This is a genomic window from Stenotrophomonas chelatiphaga (assembly GCF_001431535.1).
Taxonomy (GTDB): Bacteria; Pseudomonadota; Gammaproteobacteria; order Xanthomonadales; family Xanthomonadaceae; genus Stenotrophomonas; species Stenotrophomonas chelatiphaga.
On sequence record NZ_LDJK01000081.1, the window covers coordinates 24,602 to 45,266 of the forward strand.

The following is a 20,665-nucleotide window of genomic DNA, read 5'->3' on the forward strand; positions in this document are numbered from 1 at the left end:
CGGCGTTCGCCCGGTGCCGCCGTTGCATCCGGAGGCCGCCGCGCGCGCCACCGGCAAGGATCCACCATGAGCCCCACCGCCTCCCCGTCATCGCCTGCGCCTTCGCTGCTGCACGGGCGCGCCCTGGTCTTCGCCGCCATCGTGCTGGCCGCGGTCAACCTGCGCACCGCGGTGACCTCGGTCACCCCGCTGCTGGACGTGCTGGGCCAGACCTTCGGCTTCGGCACCACCATGACCGGCGTGCTCGGCATGCTGCCGACCGCTTCGTTCGCGCTGTTCGGTGTGTGCACGCCCCTGCTGGCGCGCCGCCTCGGCCTGGAACGCACCACGCTGCTGGCGATGTCGCTGGCGCTGGTCGGCCTGCTGCTGCGCTCCAGTGCGGTCGGCATGGGCAGCCTGCTGGCCGGTTCGGTCATCGCGCTGGCCGGCATGGGGATCGGCAACGTGGTGGTGCCCCCGCTGGTGAAGCGTTACTTCGCCAACAAGGTGGGCACGATGAGCACGCTGTACATCAGCGCGCTGCAGTTGGGCACCATGCTGCCGGCGTTGCTGGCGGTGCCGGTTGCCAACGCGGCCGGCTGGCGCGTGTCGCTGGGCATGTGGGCGCTGCTGGCCCTGGCCGCGACCCTGCCGTGGCTGATGCTGGTGCGCCGCACCCCGCGCCACGATGTGATCACCGACAGCCCGGATCCGGGCGCCCAGCCGCACGGCCGGGTCTCCGCGACCTCGCTGGGCTGGGGCATGACGCTGATGTTCGGCATGACCTCGCTGATGACCTATTCGATGTTCACCTGGCTGCCGCGCATCGTGGTCGAAGCCGGCGCATCGCCGGCCTTCGGCGGGGTGATGGTGGCGATGTTCTCCGCGCTGGGCCTGCTGCCTTCGCTGGTGATTCCGTCGCTTGCGGTGCGCATGGCCAACCCGTTCCCGCTGGTGCTGATCGGCTTCGGCGCCTTCGTGGTGGCCTTCGCCGGGCTGCTGCTGGCGCCGATGAAGGCCCCGCTGCTGTGGGCCTGCCTGCTGGGCCTGGGTCCGTCGACCTTCCCGCTCGCGCTCACCCTGATCAACCTGCGCACCCGCACCCCGACCGGATCGGCCGCGCTGTCCGGCTTCATGCAGGGCGTCGGCTACAGCTTCAGTTGCCTGGGTCCTTTCCTGGTGGGTTGGCTGCACGACATGAGCGGCAGCTGGACGTTGCCGTTCGGGTTCCTGTTCTGCTGCGCGCTGGTGATGCTGTGCGCGTCGTGGTTCGCCTGCAAGCCGCGCAAGCTCGAAGACCTGTGGTGAAACACGTCGCTGGGTGAAAAGCCATCCACGACAATCGCGTTATGATCCGTCGCAACTGACGCAACGCGTCACTTGTCGACCCTGCATCTGTCGCAGGGCGTCTTCCTGCGGTGGCGGCCGCAGCATGAACGTCCGTAGCCGGACGTGCATCCAGTCGCCCCCGCATTGCGTATAGGGGCAAGGATGCGGGCAAAGTCACTGGCAGCAGGCACGATCAGGCTGGACCGGCCCGCCTTCGCATCCCTCGATTTCATCACGCGGCTCCGCAACGCGTCGTTGCAGGGGCTTGGCACGTGATGTGCGTCACACTTTCTAATTCTTTATCGCACGAACCAGCTCCTGGGGGTTTCATGTTTGTCCATCGTCCGCTGGCGCGTTGCGTCGGCCTGGCCTGCCTCGTCCTGGCGACAGGCGCGCATGCCGCCCTTGCCCCCGCCAACCGCGCCGAGCAGATGGCTGAAATCAGCCGCCATCGCGACCAGGCCCAGTGGCTGGATGCGCTGGCGGCGATCGAGCGCGCGCAGCAGTCCAGTCCCGGCGACGACCTGCTGTACAAGCTGCAGGTGCTGACGTTGGGTGATATCGGCAATGCCAGCCGTGCCTGGCAGCTGTACCAGGCACGCCCGGACCTGTTCGATGCGGGCCAGAAGGAACGCTTCGAAGCGGACTACCTGGCTCGCCTGGTGGGCTGGAGCATGGCCTATGGCGAAAGCGAAGACACCCGCCTGGATGAAGCCGAAGACACCCTGGCGCTGATGGAAAACTACCTGCGGCGCGACGGCATCCCGCTGGCGCAGGCCCCCCGGCGCATCCGCCTGGACCGCCTGATCCTGCTCAACCGCTTGTCCCGCCACGCCCAGCTGCGCGAGGAGTATCTCGCCCTGCGCGCCGATGGCATCGAGCTGCCCGACTACGTGCTGCCGGCGGTGGGCGACTCGCTGATGGCCACCCAGCATCCGGACGAGGCGATCCCGGTGCTGTCGCAGGCCGTGAAGAACGACCCTTCGCGCTTCCAGGCGCGCTCGGAACTGGCCTATGCGTACCTGGAAACCGAACAGGCGGACACCGCCATCGACTACCTGGTGGCCTGGCAGAAGGACGAGCCGATCTGGCGCTGGGGCCCGAACGCGCGTGCGCCCTACGCCAACTGGGCCCGCTATGAGGCCGACCTCAACCTGGCGATGATCCGCGCTTACAGCAACGACCTGCCCACGGCCCAGGCCGAGCTGGAACAGCGGGTGGCGATCGGCCCGGGCAACGGCGGCCTGCAGACCGCGCTGGGCGGCGTGTACCAGATGCGCGGATGGCCACGGCGTGCGCTGGAGCGCCACCAGATGGCCTACACGCTGGATCCGCGCGATGTCTCTCCGCGCATCGGCATGTTCGAGTCCCACATCGCGCTGCAGCGCGACGACCGCGCCCGTCCGATACACGACGACCTGCTGGCCCGCTACCCGAACCAGCCTTCGGTGCAGCGCATGGACCGCGCCTGGCGCGCGCACCGCGGCTGGCAGCTGGAAGCCAATGCGGAAGTCGGCCGCAGCAGTGGCGGTGGCGGCGCTTCGCCGCTGGGCAACGACGATGGCAGCTACCGCGTGCAGGCCTCTTCGCCGATCCTGGCCGATCGCTGGCGGGTGCTGGCCTTTGCAGACCGCCGTTCGGTGGACTTCCAGAACCAGCGCATCAACCCGTGGTGGTTCGGGGCCGGGGTGAACTACCGCTTCGACCAGCTGGATGGCGAGCTGGTGGTGCTGCACCCGAATGACGACGTCGGCGATACCGGCCTGCGCGCCGGACTCGGCTGGCAGTTCAACGACCAGTGGCACATCGGCGCCAGCGCCGCACGCAACGATGCCGATGCCTCGATGCAGGCCCGCGTATCGGGCATCACCGCTGACAGCGTGGCGCTGGCCACGACCTATACCCGCAACGAGCGTACGCAGTGGCGGATCGGCGCCAGCCAGTACCGCTATGACGACGGCAACCGCCGCGACACCGTCAGCACCTCGGTGGAGCAGCGCCTGCTCAGCCGCCCGACCCTGCAGGTGGACGGGCTGGGCAGCCTGTATGCCAGCCGTGGCAGCCGCGATGACGTGCCCTACTTCAATCCCTCGCGCGACCGCTCGGTGGAAATCGGCCTGCGCATCGACCAGCAGTTGTGGCGGCACTACGAGAAGCATTTCCGCCACCGCCTGACCGTGTCGGTCGGCGACTACTGGCAGGAAGACTTCGGCAGCGCACTGGTGCCCTCGGTGGAGTATCGCCACGAGTGGCAGATCGGCGCGGGGCGCATTTTCGAGTACGGGGTGCGCTGGTCGCGTCCGGTGTATGACGGCCAACGCGAGCGGCATGTCGGCCTGGAAGCCGGCCTGCGCTGGGGAGAATGAGATGCGAGTGAGCGACATGCGACTGCCGATGATGATGATCCTGCTGGTGCTGCTGGCGCTGTGCGCGCCGCTGCAGGCCCAGACCCGCCCGGAACTGGATGCGGCCGGCAACGGCCTGCTGGTGCTGAGCTACCACGACATCCGCGATGACGTGGCCGCCAAGGGCGATCCGGATGCCTATGCGGTGAGCACGCAGAACTTCGCCGCCCACCTGGACTGGCTGTCCGCGCACGGCTACCACCCGGTGTCGCTGAGCCAGCTGGTCAAGGCATCGCGCGGGGAAGCGACGCTGCCGCCCAAGCCGGTGCTGCTGACCTTCGATGATGGCCTGCGCAGCGTCTACAGCAAGGTCTACCCGCTGCTGCGCGCCTACAACTACCCGGCGCTGGTGGCGGTGATCACCGACTACGTGGACATGGCCCCGGATCGCACCATCGATTACGGCTACCGCCCGTTCGGCCGCGATGATTTCCTGACCTGGGACCAGCTGCGCGAGATGAAGGACAGCGGCCTGATCGAACTGGCCAGCCATACCGACAACCAGCACCACGGCGTGCAGTCCAACCCGCAGGGCAACTCCACGCCGGCGGTCATCACCCGCGCTTACGATCCGGCCACCGGTACCTACGAGAGCGCGGCTGCGTATGAAAAGCGCCTGCGCGATGACCTGTCGCGCAGTGCCGGGCTGATTGAAAAGAACCTCGGCGTGCGTCCGCAGGCGATCGTCTGGCCGTACGCGGCCTACAACCAGCTCAGCAACGACATCGCCGAGCAGCTCGGCATGCCGGTGTCCTTCGATCTGGAAGGCCGCAGCACGCCGGTCACGCGTGACCTGCACGGGCTGGCGCGCCTGTTGGTGACCGGCAATCCGAACGTCACCGGACTGGCCTTCGAACTGCGCCGCAACACCAACCTGGACGGCACCCGCGCCCTGCAGATCGACATGGACGCGGTCTATGACAAAGACCCGGCGCAGCTGGCGCGCAACCTGGACACGCTGATCGACCGGGTCAAGAAGATCGGCCCGACCCACGTCTACCTGCAGGCCTTCGCCGATCCGGACGGCAACAACACCGCCGATGCGCTGTATTTCCCCAATCGCCACCTGCCGATGCGCGCAGACCTGTTCAACCGCGTGGCGTGGCAGCTGAAGACCCGCGCAGGCGTGAAGGTGTACGCGTGGCTGCCGGTGCTGGGCTATGAACTGCCCGATCCGGCACAGAAGCAGGCACTGGGCATCGCCAGTCCGGAAAAAGACGGCATGTACCGGATGGACTTCACCAAGCCGGCCGCTCGCCAGATCATCCTGGACATCTACGAAGACCTGGCGATCAACTCCTACTTCGAAGGCCTGCTGTTCCACGACGATGCCTACGTGCGCGATACCGAACTCACCGGCCTGGCGCAGGAAGGCGATGACGGCAACCGGACCCAGGCGCTGATCGACTTCACCCTGGCCCTGCGCGACCGTGCGCAGCGCTGGCGACCGAAGCTGGGCACCGTGCGCAACCTGTATGCACAGCCGGTGCTGGAGCCGCAGAGCGCGGCGTGGTTCGCCCAGCGCCTGGACCTGTTCAACGCCGCCTACGACCACACCGCCCTGATGGCGATGCCGTGGATGGAAGGCAGCCGCCACCCGGAGCGCTGGCTGGACCGGCTGGTGGCCGCGGTGCGCGAACACGATCCGGAGCTGAAGCACACCCTGTTCGAACTGCAGACCGTTGACTGGCGCACCCAGACCGCGATCCCCGGCGAGCGCCTGCGTGCGCAGGTACGCCGCCTGCAGGCACAGGGCGTGCGCCACCTGGCGTGGTACCCGGATGACTTCATCGCGGACAAGCCTTCCACGGCCGATGCGCGCGCGGCGATGTCGGCGCGCAACTTCCCCTACCCGGAGCGGTGACATGGACCACGCGCCTGTCTACTACCTGTTCCAGTTCGCCTTCTTCTACCCGATGGTGATGGCGTTCTTCTGGATGTCGGGAGGCCTGTACTACTTCTTCCGGCGGGAGCGGAAGTCGCGTGACCGCAATGATCCGCCGCCGATGGACGAGTACCCGTTCGCTTCGCTGCTGATTCCCTGCCACAACGAATCGGACAACCTGGACGACACCATCGGCGCGGCGCTGGCGCAGCGCTACCCGGACTTCGAAGTGATCGCCATCAACGATGGCAGCCGCGATGACACCGGCGCGCGCCTGGACGCGCTGGCAGCGATCCATCCGCGCCTGCGCGTGGTGCACCTGGACCGCAACCTGGGCAAGGCCAACGCGCTGCGCATGGGCGCACTGGCCGCGCGCTCGGAGTACCTGGTGTGCATCGATGGCGATGCGATGCTGGAAGAGCACGCCATGCACTGGATGGTCTGGCACCTGACCAGCGGGCCGCGCGTGGGCGCGGTCACCGGCAACCCGCGCATCCGCAACCGCTCCACCCTGCTGGGCCGCCTGCAGGTGGCCGAATTTTCCTCGATCATCGGCATGATCAAGCGGGCCCAGCGCGTCTACGGCCGCATCTTCACCATCTCCGGGGTGATCGCCGGCTTCCGCCGCACCGCCCTGCATCGCATCGGCTACTGGGCCGATGACATGGTCACCGAAGACATCGACATCAGCTGGCGCCTGCAGCTGGACCACTGGGACATCCGCTACGAGCCCAATGCGTTGTGCTTCATCCTGATGCCGGAAACCCTGCGCGGGCTGTGGAAGCAGCGCCTGCGCTGGGCACAGGGCGGCGTGGAGGTGCTGCTGCGGCATGGCATGAGCCTGTTCAACTGGCGCAAGCGCCGCATGTGGGGCGTGCTGGTGGAGTACATCTTCAGCGTGCTGTGGGCCTACGTGATGCTGCTGATCATCGTGTTGTGGGCGCTGGGCAAGTTCGTCGAACTGCCGCCGTCGCTGTACATCCAGACGCTGCTGCCGCAGTGGCACGGCGTGATCCTGGCGCTGGTCTGCCTGCTGCAGTTCGCCAGCAGCCTGATCATCGACCGTCGTTACGAAATCAACATCGGCCGCAATTACTTCTGGGTGATCTGGTACCCGATGGCCTACTGGTTGATCAGCCTCTTCACCACCCTGGTGGCACTGCCGAAAACGCTGATGAAGCGGGGCAGGAAGCGCGCCACCTGGGTCAGTCCAGACCGGGGAATTCGATGAACGCCAACAAGCCGTCGCGTCGTTTCGATTCGCGCCTCATCCAGAAGCCGCGCCAGCAGCCACGCCTGCAGCGCACTGCATGGGGATTCGTCACCATCGCGTTCTGGGCGTTCTATTTCTACCTGTGGGCGCCGGTGCTGACGTTGATTTCGTGGCTGGTCGGTGGACGCCTGGCGTGGCTGCAGTTGTATGAGCGCAAGCAGCAGCTGGATCCGTTCATCGTCATCGCGCTGCCGGTGCTGCTGATCGGCTGCGCGGCCCTGTTGATCCTGTGGGCCGAGTACAACCGCTACCGGTTTGCCGGCAAGGAACGGCGCACCCCGCGCGTGGATGTCGCACTGCCGGAGATCGCTCGCGACCTTGGCGCCAGCGATGCGCTGGCACGCCAGCTGTCCGGGGCGAAGGCGGTCACGCTGCACATGGATGATGATGCACGCCCGGTCGGCATGACCGAACAGGTGCTGATGGTGCGCCCGCTCGCGGTCGGCTGACCTGCGGCTACCCGCCCTGCGGTAGTAACGGCCGCTGGCCGTCTGCTCCTGCCCTCGGTGGGTGACGACCGTTGGTCGTCACGCCAGTGACGGCCGCTGGCCGTCTGCTCCTGGCCTCGGTGGGTGACGACCGTTGGTCGTCACGCCTTGGCCGTACGCACCTGGCCTTCGCCGCGCACCACGAAACGTTCCACCGTCAACGCTTCCAGGCCCATCGGGCCGTAGGCATGCAGGCGCGTGGTGGAAATGCCGATCTCGCTGCCCAGCCCCAACTGGCCGCCATCGGAAAAACGCGATGATGCATTGACCATCACCACCGCCGACTGCAGGGCGTGGATGAAGCGTTCGGCGTGGTCCGCGTCCCGCGTAGCGATCACTTCCGTGTGGTCGGAGGTGTAGCGGCGGATATGCGTGATGGCCGCCTCCAGATCGTCCACCACTTTCACCGCGATCACCAGGTCCAGGAACTCGGCCGCGTAGTCTTCATCGGTGGCCGCCGTACTGCCCGCCAGCAGCGGCAGGGACAGGGCGTCGGCGCGCAGCTCGACGCCGCGTGCGGCCAGCGCCTGGCCGGCGCGCGGCAGGAATTCCGCAGCGACATCCCGGTGCACCAGCAGGGTTTCCAGCGAGTTGCACGCCGAGGGCCGGCTGCACTTGCCGTCCACCAGCAGGTCGATGGCCTGATCGATATCGGCGCTGGCATCCACGAACAGATGGCAGACGCCCTTGTAGTGCTTGATCACCGGCACGCGCGCATGTTCGGCGACGAAGCGGATCAACCCTTCGCCACCGCGCGGGATCGCCAGGTCGATCAAGTCATGCAGTTGCAGCAGTTCCAGCATCGCCTCGCGGCGCAGGTCAGTCAGCACCGTCACCGCCGCCTCTGGCACGCCGTGCGCAGGCAATGCGCTGCCCAGTGCGGCGGCGATGGCGGTGTTGGAATGGATCGCCTCCGAGCCGCCGCGCAGGATCACCCCGTTGCCGGCCTTCAGGCACAGCGCCGCGGCCTCGGCGGTGACGTTCGGGCGCGCTTCGTAGATCATCGCGATCACCCCCAGCGGCACGCGCACTTTCTGTACGCGGATGCCATTGGGACGCACGTCGTCACGGGTCACCTGGCCTACCGGATCCGGCAGCCCGGCCACGTCGCGCAGCGCCTGCGCCATCGCGAACAGACGCGGCGGGTCCAGCATCAGCCGGTCCAGCATCGCGCTGCCGATGCCCTTGTCACGCGCGGCGGCGAGATCGCGTGCATTGGCGGCCAGGATCTGCCCGGCATGCGATTCCAGCGCAGCGGCCATGGACTGCAGCAGCGCGGTGCGCTGCACCGTGTCGAGCCCGGCCACCACGGTGGCCGCAGCGCGGCAGGCGCGTGCTTGTCCTTCGATATCGCTCATGGCAGCAGGCACTGACCGGGTTCACAAGGTGGGAACCGGAGTATAGCCGAGGCCTGCACTGGGCCTTGGCCGGGTGACCCCGCACCCGCCTGTCTGGTCTGACTCCTTCCGTCGGAGCGTTCGCCGTCGTTGCGGGTTCATCGGCGGCGCCACAGGGCGCACCTGTACTGACTTCAAGCTGCCCGGGCGCATGTGCGCAATGCTGGGCCGGGCCTTTGAATCCAGCGCCCGGCCCGCAACCCGACCCTGACCATGGAGCCGACCAAGCAATGTCGACCAACGCCGAAGAATCCAATCCTCGCGATCCGTCCCCCGATCCCACCATCCACCTCGCCATTGACAATGTCACGTTGGCACCGCAGGCCGGCGCGGCGATCGACTTCAGGATCAGTGCCTCCACGCTCCTCAATCCCAGCGCCGGCTACCAGCTATGGAGCGAAGACAGTGAAGGAAAACTGCATCGCCATAGTGCTACGAAAAGCAGTGGGGAGATGCACTCCCAGCCTTTCGGCACGCGACAGTGGTGGGCATCAGTGGGAAAAAATTCCAACCGCACGATGCGATTCTTCGCAGCACGCGAACGGGAAAACCCGAGGCGGGCCAGCGAGTATGTGGACGTACCGCTGCCCGAGGTACCTCCACCGGCCGAGTTCACCGCCCGCGACGGTGTGATGAAAGTGGTGGCAACCGGCAGAGTGCGGCCAAACGCATCAGCCCAGCTCAGTGTCAGCGGGCGGGTCACGACCGTCGAGGCGAATCGCGACGGCCGCTGGACAGCCACCGTCGTTGCAGCGGAGGGAACACACACCGCCAGCGCAATCGCGCTCGATGTGCGACTGGGCAACTCGGCTCCCGCTTCTACAAGCGTTACCGTCAGCGCCCCCCCGCACATCCCCCTGGGACTGCAGTTTCCAGAAGAAGGCAGAAAGATTACCCGGATAACGCGCGTTACCGGCGTCTCCACTCCATACTCGGACTTGCAGGTGTCGCTGGGCGAGGGTCCTCCAGCCACAGCAACAGCGAATCCGGGCGGCGCATGGGAAGTCAGTGAGGTCCGCTCCGAGCGCTCCGGAGAGGTCGTGCTGCGGGTTGAAAATCTGTCAACCGGGGAGGTCGTTGAACGCCGTGTCGAGGTCGACTATTTTTCGCCCTGGAGCGTCTCTCGTCTGATCGCTGGCCCTCTGGTCGATGAAACCGGCCTGGTCACTCGGTTCGGTGCCATCGCCGAGGGCACGGGCGAGCACTTCGACATCATTGAGTTCAGCGTGGGCAGGGACGGTCCGTGGACAGAACTGAGCACCGTTGACGAAAACGGTGTGTGGCGATTCGAGCACTTGATCACCCCCCCACCAGCGCCGTTCCGGCCGGGACGACTATTCCTGCGTACGGCGAGCGATCCGCTCGCCCAGCTGCACACGGTCGAGTTTCAGGCACCGATCATCACCTCACCACGGGAAGGGGCAGAGACGGGCCCTACTCCTGTCTTCAGCGGCACCGCAGTGGGCCCCTTCGATATCGAGCTGGCAGACGGCAGCAAACAGCATCTCAGACCAGACAAGGAGAACAAATGGAGCATTGAAGTCGGGCCGCTCGCGCCCGGAGAGCACACCATCATCGCACGCATGTCTTCCCGGCCGCAGCGCGAGATCACCCGACGCACCATCCGGGTGCTGGCAGAAGCGCCTCCCGGAGTTCCCGATGTAAACCCGTAGCAGTAGACGCGAAACAGCCGTGCACAGCGCGACGCTAGACCAGCACCAGGTCGTCGCGGTGCACGACGTTGCCCCCGTAGTTGTAGCCGAGCGCCGCTTCGATATCCCGCGAATGGCGCCCGGCGATGCGGCGTATGTCGCTGGCCGCGTACTGGGTGACGCCGCGCGCGACGCTCGCCTCGCCACCGCCGGCCCCCGGCCGGCAGCGGATTTCGACCATGTCGCCCCGCCGGAACTCACCGTCCGCCCCGGTGATGCCCCCCGGCAACAGCGACGCGCCCTTGCCGCGCATCGCCTGCACGGCGCCGTCGTCGATCCAGATCACCCCGGGTTCCACGGGGGCGTGCCGCAGCCAGTACTTGCGTGCGGCCTCGCGGCTCTGTGACGCATGCAGGCGCGTGCCATGCAGACGCCCCTGCGCAAGCGCGCGCACCACATCGCCGTTGCGGCCATTGAACAGTATCGTTTCGATGCCCAGCCGCGCCGCTTTCGATGCGGCTTCCAACTTGGTGCGCATGCCGCCGGTGCCTGCGCTGCTGCCGCTGCCGCCCGCCATCGCCAGCACGTCGGCGGTCAATTCCTGCACCTGCGGGATCGGCTGCGCCGACGCATCGCGGCGCGGATCGGCGCTGTACAGGCCGTCGATGTCCGTGGCGATGAACAGCACATCCGCATCCACAAGCGCCGCCACGGTGGCGGCCAGGTTGTCGTTGTCGCCAAGCTTGAGCTCGTCCACCGATACGGTGTCGTTCTCGTTGACCACCGGCAGCGCGCCCAGCCGCAGCAGCTCGTTGAGGGTAGCGCGTGCGTTGAGATAACGACGGCGGTTGCGCAGGTCATCGTGGGTGAGCAGCACCTGCGCCACGGGCCGTTCGAAGAAGCGCTGCCACAGGCCGATCAGCTGGGCCTGGCCGAGTGCGGCCAATGCCTGGCGGGCGGCCATCGCCGCACCGGCCGCCTCGACCCGCGGCAGGATCGCGCGGCCGGCGGCGACCGCGCCGGAAGACACGATCACCACTTCGCGGCCTGCCAGCACGTTGGCCGATACGAACTGGGCAAGCCCCAGGGCATGGCGTGGGGACAGCCCGCCGCCATCTGCGGCGAGCAGGCTGCTGCCGACCTTCAGCACGGCGCGCCGCCAGTCCGGCAACGCTTGTTCGGGAAACGGCGATGCGGTCATGGCGGCAGGGTCGATCATCAGGAGGGGCTCACCGGGTGGTCCATTCGTGGACGGTCAGGTCCGAAGACTGCAGGGTCACCAGCGGATCGCGCGCGACGATGGCGCGGGCCTGCTCCAGGCTGTCCACGTTGCACAGCACGTATGCCCCGCCGCTGCCGTCACTGAAACCGCCGGTCAGCTGCAGCTGGCCGGCAGCACGCAGTTCATCAAGGAAGGCGATGTGCGGTTGCACCGCCGCCGGATCGAAATCCGGCCGCCGCATCGCCATCACCAGATACAGCGTGGCGGCCATCAGGCCAGTGCCTGCCAGCGCGCGCGCAGGACGTCCAGGCGCAGGTCGGCGGCGGCGCCGGGCGACACCCGCGCGGCCAGGCTGCCTTCCGGCGTACGGCCCTGGCCCGCCGTGTCTGCGCCTGCCGCTGCGGCCTTGTAGGCTTCGCGGAACGGCACGCCGGCGACGGCCGCCTCGACCGCCACGTCGGTGGCGTACATGCCTGAATCGATCCCGGCCAGCAGCTTGTCGTTGCGCCATTCCAGGTTGGCCAGCAGCGCCGGCAGCAGTTCCAGCGCGGCCAGGCCGCGGCCGAAGCCGTGGAAGATCGCGCCCTTGGAACCCTGCAGGTCACGGTGGTAGCCGGACGGCAGCGACAGCAGCTGCTCGATTTCGGTGCGTGCCGCGGCGACGCTGGCGTGGGTCGCGCGCATCAGCTCGATGACATCGGGATTGCGTTTGTTCGGCATGATCGAACTGCCGGTGGTGTACTGCGCCGGCAGTGCCACGAAACCGAACTCCGCGCTGGTGAACAGGGACAGGTCCCAGGCGATGCGGCGAAGGTCCAGCGTCGCGCCGCCGAGTGCTTCCAGCGCGGCCATTTCGAACTTGCCGCGCGAAAGCTGCGCGTAGATCGGCGATACCTGCATGCGCGCGAAGCCGAGCGCGGCAGTGGTGTGTTCGCGGTCCAGCGGCAGGTTGACGCCGTAGCCGGCGGCGGTGCCCAGCGGATTGGCATCCACCAGCGCATGCGTATCGCGGGCGCGGATGGCGTTGTCGATGAACGCCTCGGCCCAGCCCGCCCACCACATGCCGGCCGAGGACACCACGGCGCGCTGGATGTGCGTATAGCCCGGAATCGGAAGGTCCTTCTCGGCGTCGGCCCGATCCAGCGCCACCTTGGCGATCTCCGCGCTGAGCTGCGCTACGCGCTGCAGCTTTTCCTTCAGCCACAGCCGGGTCGCCACCAGCACCTGGTCGTTGCGGCTGCGGCCGGTGTGGATGCGGCGACCGGCATCGCCGAGGCGGTCGGTCAGGCGCGCTTCGATGGCCGAATGGCCGTCTTCGTATTGCTCGTCCAGCACGAAACGCCCGGCACGGAAGTCATCGGCCAGCACCTCCAGTTCACGCTGCAGGCCGGCCAGCTCGTCGGCGCTGAGGATGCCGATGTGCGCCAGGCCCTCGGCGTGCGCGGCACTGGCGGCGATGTCATGCAGGAAGAATTCGCGATCAAGGATCACGTCATCACCGGCGAGGAAGGTCTGGATCTTTGCGTCGACCGCGACGCCCGGCTTCTGCCACAGAAGGTCTGCCATGCTGTGCTCCATCGGCGGCCTGGGCCGCCCGTTGATTCAATCAATGCGGGATCGAGGTGAGTTCGTCGATACCCAGCGCGAGGTTGAGGTTCTGCATGGCCTGGGTGGCCGCGCCCTTCAACAGGTTGTCCAGCGTGGCCACCACCACCACCCGCTTGCCGCCGGGCGCAACGGTGAAGCCGCCGACCTGCACGCCGTGGCGGCCGGCGATGCGGCTCACCCACGGCGCGTCGTCGACGACATCGACAAGCGGCTCGGCGGCGTAGGCATCGGCGAAGCGCGCGGCGATCTGTTCGCGGGTCTGCACCTGGTTGAGCCAGAGGTTGACCGTCATGGTGATGCCGCGGAAGTGCGGCGCCACGTGCGGCATGAACTCCACCGGCACGCGCAGGTGCGCGGACACCTCGCGTTCGTGTACGTGGTTGGTCAGTGCGTACGGCATCAGGTTGTCGGCCAGCAGTTCCGGATTGTTCTTGTCCGAAGGCGTGGTACCGGCGCCGGAATAGCCGGACACCCCGAAGCACTGCGGCGGACCGGCCAGCAGGTCCAGCAGCGGGTGGATCGCCAGCTGCATCGCGGTGGCATAGCAGCCCGGGTTGCTGATGTGCTTCTCACCGTTGTACTGGGTGCGGGTCAGCTCGGGCAGGCCGTAGTACCAGCTGCCTTCGAAGCGGTAATCAGCGGACAGATCGACGATCACCGTGTCCGGCCTTGCCGACTCCAGCGCGGCCACGAACGGCGCAGCCAGGCCATTGGGCAGCGCCAGGATCACCGCGTCCACGCCTTTGGCGGCGACCGCGTCGGCGTCCAGGTTTTCGTACTGCACCTCGCCGGTGATCTCCGGATGGTGGTCGGCCAGCCGTTGCCCGGCGCGTTCGCGCGAAGACACGAACGCCAGCTGCAGGTTCGGATGCGCGGCGACCAGCTTGATCAGCTCCGCGCCGGTGTGGCCGCGGGCGCCGACGATGCCCAGGGTGAAGGTTTTTACGTTCATGCGTGGCTGTCCAGGCGGAACTGCAGGTGGCGTTTCACCGCCGTCCATTCCGTGTCGATGATGGAGAAAACAACGGTATCGCGCGGCGTGCCGTCGGGATGCCGGGTGTGGTTGCGCAGCACGCCGTCCTGCTTGGCGCCAAGACGCGCGATGGCCGTGCGCGAGGCATGGTTGAACCAGCTGGTTTCAAACACCACGGCCAGGCAGCGGAGCGTTTCGAAGGCATGCTGCAGCAACAGCAGCTTGGCCTCGGTATTGACCCCGCTGCGCTGTACGCGCGGCGCGTACCAGGTATAGCCGATGCTCAGCTTGGGCACGCTGGCATCCAGCGCGTAGCAGCGCGTGGTGCCGACGATCTCTCCGCCTGCATCACGGATCACCATCGGCAGCACGTTGCCGTCTGCCTGCGCCTGCAGCGCGGCGTCCACATACGCCGCCATGCCGGCGACCGACGGTACCTGGGTGAACCACAGCTGGTCCAGCCCGGTGCCTTCCACGGCGCGCTGCAGGCCCGGCACGTGCAGGGCCTGCAGCGGCTCCAGCGAGACGTGGCGGCCCGACAGCGTCGGCGCAGTGGTCCAGTCGGCGGGCGCGTTCATCCGAGCAGGCTCGGCGCGCGCTGCGCGCAATGGTCGACGTAGGCCTTGATGCGATCGAAGCCGTCGGCACCGAACCAGAATGTCTTCCACGTGCCCTGCTTGTAGCAGCCATCGGATTCGGCATAGTAGAAGTGGTTGATCGGATTGCCGTTGCGCGAGCGCCAGAACAGCTGCGGCGTCTCGTCCAGCATCACGTTCCACACCGCCCGGCCCAGGCCCTCGCCCTGTGCGTCGTCGAGCACGGCAAACTTGTCCAGGTACACGCCTTCGGCTTCGTCGGTGAGGATCACCGCGGTGCGGTAGTTTTCGCTGACATACGCGCGCAGCAGGCGGGTCTTGTCGAAGTAATCCGGCACCAGCACGCGGCCGAAACTGGATTCGATCAGCCCGCGCAGGCGCGGCAGGTCCAGTTCGTCCCACGACGTCGCGCGCAGCACGCGTTCGCCCTTGCGCACCAGCGTACCGGAGCCCTTGTGGGTGAACAGTTCCTTGGCCAGGTCGGCCGGCCGGGTGATCGACACCGACGACTCCAGCGGCAGCCGGTCCAGCAGCGATTTGATCTGCTCGATCTTCACCTTCATGCCGCCGTGGATCCACGGCTGGGTCATCAGGTGTTCGTACTCGGTGGACAGGTTGATCGAGTCGATCACCTTGCCCTCCTCGTCCAGCAGCCCGCCGGTGCCGGTCAGGAAGATGATCTTGTACGGCTGCAGCTCCTGCACCAGCTCGTTGGCGGCGAAGTCGGCGTTGACGTTGAGGATCTGTCCGCTGCGGGTCTCGCCCAGGCTGGTGATGACCGGAATCGAACCGGCGCGAAGGCTGGCTTCGATCGGTGCAAGGTTGACCTTCTTCACTTCGCCGACCAGCCCGTAGGTGGCCTGGTCCATGTATTCGGCTTCGAACACGCCGCCGGTGATCGAGGTGGCGCGCGCGCCGTTCTGCTGCAGGGCCTCCACCAGCCGCAGGTTGGACTGCTGGAACACCTGGCGCACGATCGCCAGCGCTTCCGGCGAGGTCACCCGCAGGCCATTGACGGTCTGCTTTTCAATGCCGGCGGCGGCCAGCTCGGTATCCAGCTGCGGGCCGGCGCCGTGCAGCACGATCGGGGTCAGCCCTACTTCCTGCAGGAACGACAGCGAGGACGTCAGCGCTTCCAGGTCATCGCGCAGCACCGCCCCGCCGACCTTCACCACGGCGAAGCGCTTGGCGTCGAGCTGCGAAAAACGCTTGAGGTACTGGCTGATTTCCTTCGCGCTGGCCATGCTGGAAAGCAGGCGCACGATGGTCTGGCGGGTCTGGCGATGAGGCTGGAGGGCTGGGGACATTTCGGTTTCGTCACAGGCGGCGGGGGCCGCGTTGCAGTTCCGCCGTGCCGGGGCACGACGGCGTTGGGGGGTTCACGCGCCGGCGCTGATGATCCGGTGCACGGCGTCGGCATAGCGCTGCAGTTGTTCCAGGGTCACGAACTCATCGGCGGTATGGGCCTGGGCGATGTCGCCGGGGCCGAACACCAGCGTGGTGTAGCCACCGGCCGAGAACAGCGAGGCCTCGGTCCAGAAATCCACCGCGTTGCCGATCGGCAGGTCCAGCGCATCGGCCACGTCACGCGCGGCCAGGCGTCGGTTTTCGGCATCGGCGATGTCACCGGCCGGCAGGCTGGGGCCACGGAAGGTCTCGGTGAACACCGCCGCTTCCGGTTCGGCGAAGCCGGCAAAGGTCGCCAGCAGTGCATCGATGTCCATCGACGGCAGTGGACGGAAACCAAAACGCAGCTCGGCCGCCGGCGCGATCATGTTGGCCTTGATCCCGCCTTCCACGCGGCCGATGTTGAAACGCAGGCCGGTCAGCCCGCCGAAGCGCGCCGTGGACAACGAGTCCACATGGTCCAGCGCGCGGTTTCCCCAACGCATTGCCTGGTGCAGCGCACTGGCGGCCGCATCCTGCTTGCCAGACGCGTGGCCGGCGCGGCCGGCGAACTGCATCAGCACCGAGCTGATGCCACGGTGGGCCAGCACCGCCTCGCTCATGGTCGGCTCGGCCACGAGCACCGCTTCGTAGGGAAGGCCACGGGCCAGGAAGGCGGCAATGCAGCGCGGATCGTTGGCTTCCTCGTCGCTGGAAAACAGGAACGCCGCATCGCCCTCACTGGCGTTGGCCGCAGCCACCAGCGCAGCGGCCGCGCCCTTGATGTCACACACGCCCAGGCCGACCACCCGGTCGTCCAGGCGGCGCATCACATGCGGATCCGCACTCCAGTGCGGCGAATCCGGCACGGTATCCAGGTGCACGTTGAACAGGTACTTCGGCGCACCGCGCACCGCATGCAGGCTGACCGCGCCGTCACCGTGGTCGACCACCTCCACATTGAACCCGGGCAGGTTGTCGCGCAGGTAATCGAAGATGCCACCGGTGGTGATCGCACGCGGCGGGTTGCGGGTGTCGAAGGACACCAGCGCCTGCAGGTGATGAAGCGTCTGTTCAAGCATGGATCAACAATCCTGTGGAATTCCGCCGGGCATGGCCCGGCGCTACCGTAATGCGTCTGGTGGAGAGCCCCCTTGGTATTCAAGGGGGCGCGCCAACGGCGCGGGGATTAGGTGGAATGCGTGGTCAACCGCTCAGCGGTTGACCTGCGCGTAGAGGGTGGAGCTCATCCCGAACAGCTTGATGAAGCCTTCGGCCTCTTCCACGCCCCAGTCGGCCGACTGCGCATAGGTGGCGCCCTTGGTGTTGAGCAGGTGCGGCGAACGCACGGCCACCGCGTCGACGCGGCCACCCCGGGTTTCCAGCACCACTTCACCATTGACCTTGGCCTGGGAGGACTTCAGGAAGGCTTCGATGTCGGTCTTCAGCGGGTCGTGGTAGAAGCCTTCGTACACCAGCTCCACCCACTTGCGCGCCACGTCCGGCTTGAAGCGGTTCTGCTGCTTGGTCAGCACCGCGTCTTCCAGCGCACGGTGCGCGGCCAGCAGCGAGACCAGGCCCGGCGCTTCGAACACGATGCGGCCCTTCAGGCCGATCACGGTGTCGCCGGTGTACACGCCGCGGCCCACGCCATACGGAGCGAACAGCTTGTTGAGCGTGGCCAGGATCTTCTCGCCCGGCAGCGCCTTGCCGTCCAGCTCCACGGCAACGCCGTCGACGAACTTCAGGGTGACGGTGAGGGCCTGCTCCGGCCATTCGCTGCGCGGTGCGCACCAGCCGCGGGCGCCTTCGCCCGGCGCTTCCCAACGGTCGATCTCACCGCCGGACATGGTCAGCCCCAGCAGGTTCTCGTTGATGGTGTAGGCCTGCTGCTTGGCGCGCACGCCGAAGCCGCGCTCTTCCAGGTACTTCTGCTCGTAGGCGCGGGTCTGGGTGTGCTCTTTCTGGATTTCGCGGATCGGGGCGATGATCTGGTAGTCGCCCAGCGCCTTCACTGCCAGGTCGAAGCGCACCTGGTCGTTGCCCATGCCGGTGCAGCCGTGGGCGATGATGTTGGTGCCCAGTTCGGCGGCGCGCTTGAGCGCGGCATCGACGATCAGGTAACGGTCCGACACCAGCAGCGGATACTGGCCCTGGTAGCCTTCGCCGGCCCACACGAACGGCTTGACGAAGCCTTCCCAGATCGCAGGACCGCCGTCGACGGTGACATGGCTGGTGACGCCCAGTTCGGCGGCGCGCTTTTCGATGAAATCGCGCTCTTCATCATCCACGCCGCCGGTGTCGGCGAACACGGTGTGCACGTTGTAGCCGCGTTCCTGCAGGTAGGGCACGCAGAAGCTGGTATCAAGGCCGCCGGAGAAGGCGAGGACGACGTCTTTGTTGCTCATGGGGGGTAAGGTCCTGGTAGCGCCGGGCCAAGCCCGGCGGAAGGTTCGAATCGGAAAGAAATCAGCGGCCGGCCAGCGCGGCCATGATCGCCTTCTGCACGTGCAGTCGGTTTTCGGCCTCGTTGATGGCGATGCACTGCGGCGAATCCATCACCGCATCGGTGGCCTTGACGTTGCGGCGCAGCGGCAGGCAATGGCTGAAGACCCCGTTGTTGGTCAGCGCCATCTTCTGCTCGTCGACGATGAAGTGCTTGTACTGGTCGCGGATCGGCTTTTCCGGTTCCCAGTTGCCGAAGAACGGCAGCGCGCCCCAGCTCTTGGCGTACACCACGTCGGCACCGGTGTAGGCGCTTTCGATGTCATGGCTGACCTGCAGCGAACCGCCGTTCTCGGCTACGTTCTGCTCGGCCCAGCCCATGTAGCGCTCGTCCAGGATGTAATCCGGGGTCGGGCACAGCAGGGTCACGTCCATGCCCATGCGGGTGGCGATGGTCAGCGCGGAGTTGGCCACCGCGGTGTTCAGCGGCTTGGGATGGTAGGTCCAGGTCAGCACGTACTTCTTGCCACGCAGGTCCTGGGTGCCGAAGTGCTCCTGCAGTGCCATCGCGTGGGCCAGTTCCTGGCACGGATGGGTGATGGTTTCCATGTTGATGACCGGCACCGGCGAGTACTTGGCAAAGCTCTTCAGCACGGTGTCTTCGCGGTCGACCGACCAGTCCACGAACTTCGGGAAGGCGCGCACCGCGATCATGTCGCAGTAGCGGCCCAGCACCTTGGCCACTTCGGCGATGTGCTCTTCGGTATCGCCATCCATCACGGTGCCGAGGTTGAACTCGATCGGCCATGCGTCCTTGCCCGGCTGCAGCACCACCGCGTGGGCACCGAGCTGGAAAGCTCCCAGTTCGAAGCTGGTGCGGGTGCGCATGGACGGGTTGAAGAACACCAGCGCGATCGATTTGCCTTTCAGCTGGTCGCCGAGCTTGTTGCGCTTGAACAGCGCGGCCTGGGTCAACAGCGCATCGAGTTCGCTGCGGCTCCAGTCCTGGGTGTTCAGGAAGTGCTTGAGGGACATCAATCGATCCTTGCGGTGTGGAGGTGAGTGCAGATGCAACTTTTCAGAACCCGGAAACGAAAAAACCCAGCCGGGGGGCTGGGTTTTTTACCGAACAGACAGCACGAAGCTCCGGTCACCCAGCGGAAATGTGGGATTCCGGTCGGCGGGCACGCGAGGTCATGCTGCTGGCCTGGCGGGCGGCGCTGGAGTCGTGCTGGAAGTCGGTGGCGTTCATTTCCGCCCATGGTGGCATGGCCGATGGTGCGGTGCAAGACCCGCCGTCAGGGATTTGCCGGCGAACCCTGTTCGGCCCCGACCCAGGGGGTGATGGAGACCCGGATCTTCAGCCGGTTGCCAGGATCTTCCGGCAGCCGCGAGCGGTACTTGGTGCCCTTGTAGACGTAGTCCACGTCATAGGCGATGGGCCGGCGGAACTCGCGCCCGACCGGCACGATGCGGCAGTCACGGGTCAGGATCGGCGCGTTGCTGGGCTGGGCCCCGACCGGCACCGCGGCCACGTCGGCACTGCCCTCTTCGCCGGGCTTGAAGATCGATCGCACCGAATCCCACAGGCGCCCGAAGCGCCCCTTTTCTTCCACCGGCTCTTCGCCGGTGACGTTGACCGGCGGCAGGTTGCGCGTGGTGACCGGTTCACAATGCTCTTCGGTGCGGGTGGCGCGCAGGGTCTGGAACACCGGTTCGACGTTGAGCACCTGGGCGTAATCGAGCTTGATGTTCTCCACGATCACCACCCGGTTGCGCGGCTCGGCCTCTTCCGATTGGGCCATGGCAGGGCCGGCCAGCAGGCAGGCAGCCAGTGCGGGAAGGAAGAGGTATCTCATCGGCAACGGGTTCGAGGGCACATCGATAGTGTAGGCAGCACGGACGCCAAGGGGCTGAACATTACCCGTCCGCCGCGCAGGGGGCCAGCCCATGGCGTGCCCGGATGACCCCGCGCGGTACCCCGGGAGCCCCTGCAGCGCTAGAATCAACGGCTTGTCCCCCAGCGC

At 66.9% G+C, this 20,665-nt stretch carries 17 protein-coding genes; 6 read left to right on the forward strand and 11 right to left on the reverse strand.

Annotated elements, in window-relative coordinates; translation table 11 throughout:
* The first annotated feature begins 66 nt into the window (after positions 1-66).
* The 5 genes from ABB28_RS15315 to pgaD all read left to right on the forward strand — a co-directional run bounded on the left by ABB28_RS15315 (position 67) and on the right by pgaD (position 7,320).
* Entirely contained in the window at positions 67-1,287 is a 1,221-nt protein-coding gene (locus ABB28_RS15315) for a CynX/NimT family MFS transporter (RefSeq protein WP_057687241.1), read from the forward strand.
* Between the two features lie 350 nt (positions 1,288-1,637).
* Positions 1,638-3,674, forward strand: coding sequence for a poly-beta-1,6 N-acetyl-D-glucosamine export porin PgaA (gene pgaA, locus ABB28_RS15320; protein ID WP_057687242.1), 2,037 nt, complete (start codon positions 1,638-1,640; stop codon positions 3,672-3,674).
* Positions 3,675-3,690: 16 nt separating this feature from the next.
* Positions 3,691-5,577 carry a poly-beta-1,6-N-acetyl-D-glucosamine N-deacetylase PgaB gene (gene pgaB, locus ABB28_RS15325; RefSeq protein ID WP_057687278.1) on the forward strand — a complete coding sequence of 629 codons (1,887 nt, stop codon included), beginning with the start codon at positions 3,691-3,693 and terminating at the stop codon, positions 5,575-5,577.
* A 1-nt stretch (position 5,578) separates the two neighbouring features.
* A complete protein-coding gene (gene pgaC / locus ABB28_RS15330; protein ID WP_057687243.1) occupies positions 5,579-6,829 on the forward strand; it encodes a poly-beta-1,6-N-acetyl-D-glucosamine synthase in 1,251 nt (416 codons plus the stop codon).
* On the forward strand, positions 6,826-7,320 hold the full coding sequence (pgaD, locus tag ABB28_RS15335; RefSeq protein WP_057687244.1) for a poly-beta-1,6-N-acetyl-D-glucosamine biosynthesis protein PgaD: 495 nt from the start codon (positions 6,826-6,828) through the stop codon (positions 7,318-7,320). The genes pgaC and pgaD overlap by 4 nt, the downstream gene beginning before the upstream one ends.
* A gap of 140 nt (positions 7,321-7,460) precedes the next feature.
* On the opposite strand, the gene ABB28_RS15340 is transcribed toward pgaD, so the two are convergent.
* Positions 7,461-8,717 carry a glutamate-5-semialdehyde dehydrogenase gene (locus tag ABB28_RS15340; RefSeq protein ID WP_057687245.1) on the reverse strand — a complete coding sequence of 419 codons (1,257 nt, stop codon included), beginning with the start codon at positions 8,715-8,717 and terminating at the stop codon, positions 7,461-7,463.
* A gap of 269 nt (positions 8,718-8,986) precedes the next feature.
* Between ABB28_RS15340 and ABB28_RS18055 the strand changes: the two genes are divergently transcribed.
* A complete protein-coding gene (locus ABB28_RS18055; RefSeq protein ID WP_152983490.1) occupies positions 8,987-10,429 on the forward strand; it encodes an Ig-like domain-containing protein in 1,443 nt (480 codons plus the stop codon).
* Positions 10,430-10,463: 34 nt separating this feature from the next.
* Here the strand turns inward: ABB28_RS18055 and proB are convergent, their stop codons facing one another.
* The 10 genes from proB to ABB28_RS15395 all read right to left on the reverse strand — a co-directional run bounded on the left by proB (position 10,464) and on the right by ABB28_RS15395 (position 20,497).
* A complete protein-coding gene (gene proB, locus ABB28_RS15350) occupies positions 10,464-11,627 on the reverse strand; it encodes a glutamate 5-kinase (protein WP_057687247.1) in 1,164 nt (387 codons plus the stop codon).
* 10 nt (positions 11,628-11,637) lie between these two features.
* The gene (locus ABB28_RS15355; RefSeq protein ID WP_057687248.1) at positions 11,638-11,901 is read right to left on the reverse strand and encodes a YciI family protein; all 264 of its coding nucleotides are present in this window, start codon (positions 11,899-11,901) and stop codon (positions 11,638-11,640) included.
* A complete protein-coding gene (gene argH / locus ABB28_RS15360; RefSeq protein WP_057687279.1) occupies positions 11,901-13,196 on the reverse strand; it encodes an argininosuccinate lyase in 1,296 nt (431 codons plus the stop codon). The genes ABB28_RS15355 and argH overlap by 1 nt, the downstream gene beginning before the upstream one ends.
* A gap of 40 nt (positions 13,197-13,236) precedes the next feature.
* Positions 13,237-14,190 (reverse strand): N-acetyl-gamma-glutamyl-phosphate reductase, encoded by a 954-nt coding sequence (gene argC / locus ABB28_RS15365; protein WP_057687249.1) that lies wholly within the window; start codon positions 14,188-14,190, stop codon positions 13,237-13,239.
* On the reverse strand, positions 14,187-14,789 hold the full coding sequence (locus ABB28_RS15370) for a GNAT family N-acetyltransferase (RefSeq protein ID WP_057687250.1): 603 nt from the start codon (positions 14,787-14,789) through the stop codon (positions 14,187-14,189). Before ABB28_RS15370 ends, argC begins: the two co-directional genes overlap by 4 nt.
* A complete protein-coding gene (locus tag ABB28_RS15375; protein WP_057687251.1) occupies positions 14,786-16,114 on the reverse strand; it encodes an acetylglutamate kinase in 1,329 nt (442 codons plus the stop codon). The genes ABB28_RS15370 and ABB28_RS15375 overlap by 4 nt, the downstream gene beginning before the upstream one ends.
* Positions 16,115-16,186: 72 nt before the next feature.
* Positions 16,187-17,275 carry an acetylornithine deacetylase gene (locus tag ABB28_RS15380; protein ID WP_057687252.1) on the reverse strand — a complete coding sequence of 363 codons (1,089 nt, stop codon included), beginning with the start codon at positions 17,273-17,275 and terminating at the stop codon, positions 16,187-16,189.
* 132 nt (positions 17,276-17,407) lie between these two features.
* Positions 17,408-18,601: an argininosuccinate synthase gene (locus ABB28_RS15385; protein ID WP_057687253.1), complete on the reverse strand. Its 1,194-nt coding sequence runs from the start codon at positions 18,599-18,601 to the stop codon at positions 17,408-17,410.
* 61 nt (positions 18,602-18,662) lie between these two features.
* A complete protein-coding gene (locus ABB28_RS15390) occupies positions 18,663-19,673 on the reverse strand; it encodes an N-acetylornithine carbamoyltransferase (RefSeq protein WP_057687254.1) in 1,011 nt (336 codons plus the stop codon).
* A 263-nt stretch (positions 19,674-19,936) separates the two neighbouring features.
* A complete protein-coding gene (locus ABB28_RS15395; RefSeq protein WP_057687255.1) occupies positions 19,937-20,497 on the reverse strand; it encodes a hypothetical protein in 561 nt (186 codons plus the stop codon).
* Between the last annotated feature and the right edge of the window lie 168 nt (positions 20,498-20,665).

Excerpts from the sequence above, each read along its gene's own strand:
- ABB28_RS15315 (WP_057687241.1), top strand. The coding sequence starts at position 67 with ATGAGCCCCACCGCCTCCCCGTCATCGCCTGCGCCTTCGCTGCTGCAC.
- pgaA (WP_057687242.1), top strand. The coding sequence starts at position 1,638 with ATGTTTGTCCATCGTCCGCTGGCGCGTTGCGTCGGCCTGGCCTGCCTC.
- pgaB (WP_057687278.1), top strand. The coding sequence starts at position 3,691 with ATGCGACTGCCGATGATGATGATCCTGCTGGTGCTGCTGGCGCTGTGC.
- pgaC (WP_057687243.1), top strand. The coding sequence starts at position 5,579 with ATGGACCACGCGCCTGTCTACTACCTGTTCCAGTTCGCCTTCTTCTAC.
- pgaD (WP_057687244.1), top strand. The coding sequence starts at position 6,826 with ATGAACGCCAACAAGCCGTCGCGTCGTTTCGATTCGCGCCTCATCCAG.
- ABB28_RS15340 (WP_057687245.1), bottom strand. The coding sequence starts at position 8,717 with ATGAGCGATATCGAAGGACAAGCACGCGCCTGCCGCGCTGCGGCCACC.
- ABB28_RS18055 (WP_152983490.1), top strand. The coding sequence starts at position 8,987 with ATGTCGACCAACGCCGAAGAATCCAATCCTCGCGATCCGTCCCCCGAT.
- proB (WP_057687247.1), bottom strand. The coding sequence starts at position 11,627 with ATGATCGACCCTGCCGCCATGACCGCATCGCCGTTTCCCGAACAAGCG.
- ABB28_RS15355 (WP_057687248.1), bottom strand. The coding sequence starts at position 11,901 with ATGGCCGCCACGCTGTATCTGGTGATGGCGATGCGGCGGCCGGATTTC.
- argH (WP_057687279.1), bottom strand. The coding sequence starts at position 13,196 with ATGGCAGACCTTCTGTGGCAGAAGCCGGGCGTCGCGGTCGACGCAAAG.
- argC (WP_057687249.1), bottom strand. The coding sequence starts at position 14,190 with ATGAACGTAAAAACCTTCACCCTGGGCATCGTCGGCGCCCGCGGCCAC.
- ABB28_RS15370 (WP_057687250.1), bottom strand. The coding sequence starts at position 14,789 with ATGAACGCGCCCGCCGACTGGACCACTGCGCCGACGCTGTCGGGCCGC.
- ABB28_RS15375 (WP_057687251.1), bottom strand. The coding sequence starts at position 16,114 with ATGTCCCCAGCCCTCCAGCCTCATCGCCAGACCCGCCAGACCATCGTG.
- ABB28_RS15380 (WP_057687252.1), bottom strand. The coding sequence starts at position 17,275 with ATGCTTGAACAGACGCTTCATCACCTGCAGGCGCTGGTGTCCTTCGAC.
- ABB28_RS15385 (WP_057687253.1), bottom strand. The coding sequence starts at position 18,601 with ATGAGCAACAAAGACGTCGTCCTCGCCTTCTCCGGCGGCCTTGATACC.
- ABB28_RS15390 (WP_057687254.1), bottom strand. The coding sequence starts at position 19,673 with ATGTCCCTCAAGCACTTCCTGAACACCCAGGACTGGAGCCGCAGCGAA.
- ABB28_RS15395 (WP_057687255.1), bottom strand. The coding sequence starts at position 20,497 with ATGAGATACCTCTTCCTTCCCGCACTGGCTGCCTGCCTGCTGGCCGGC.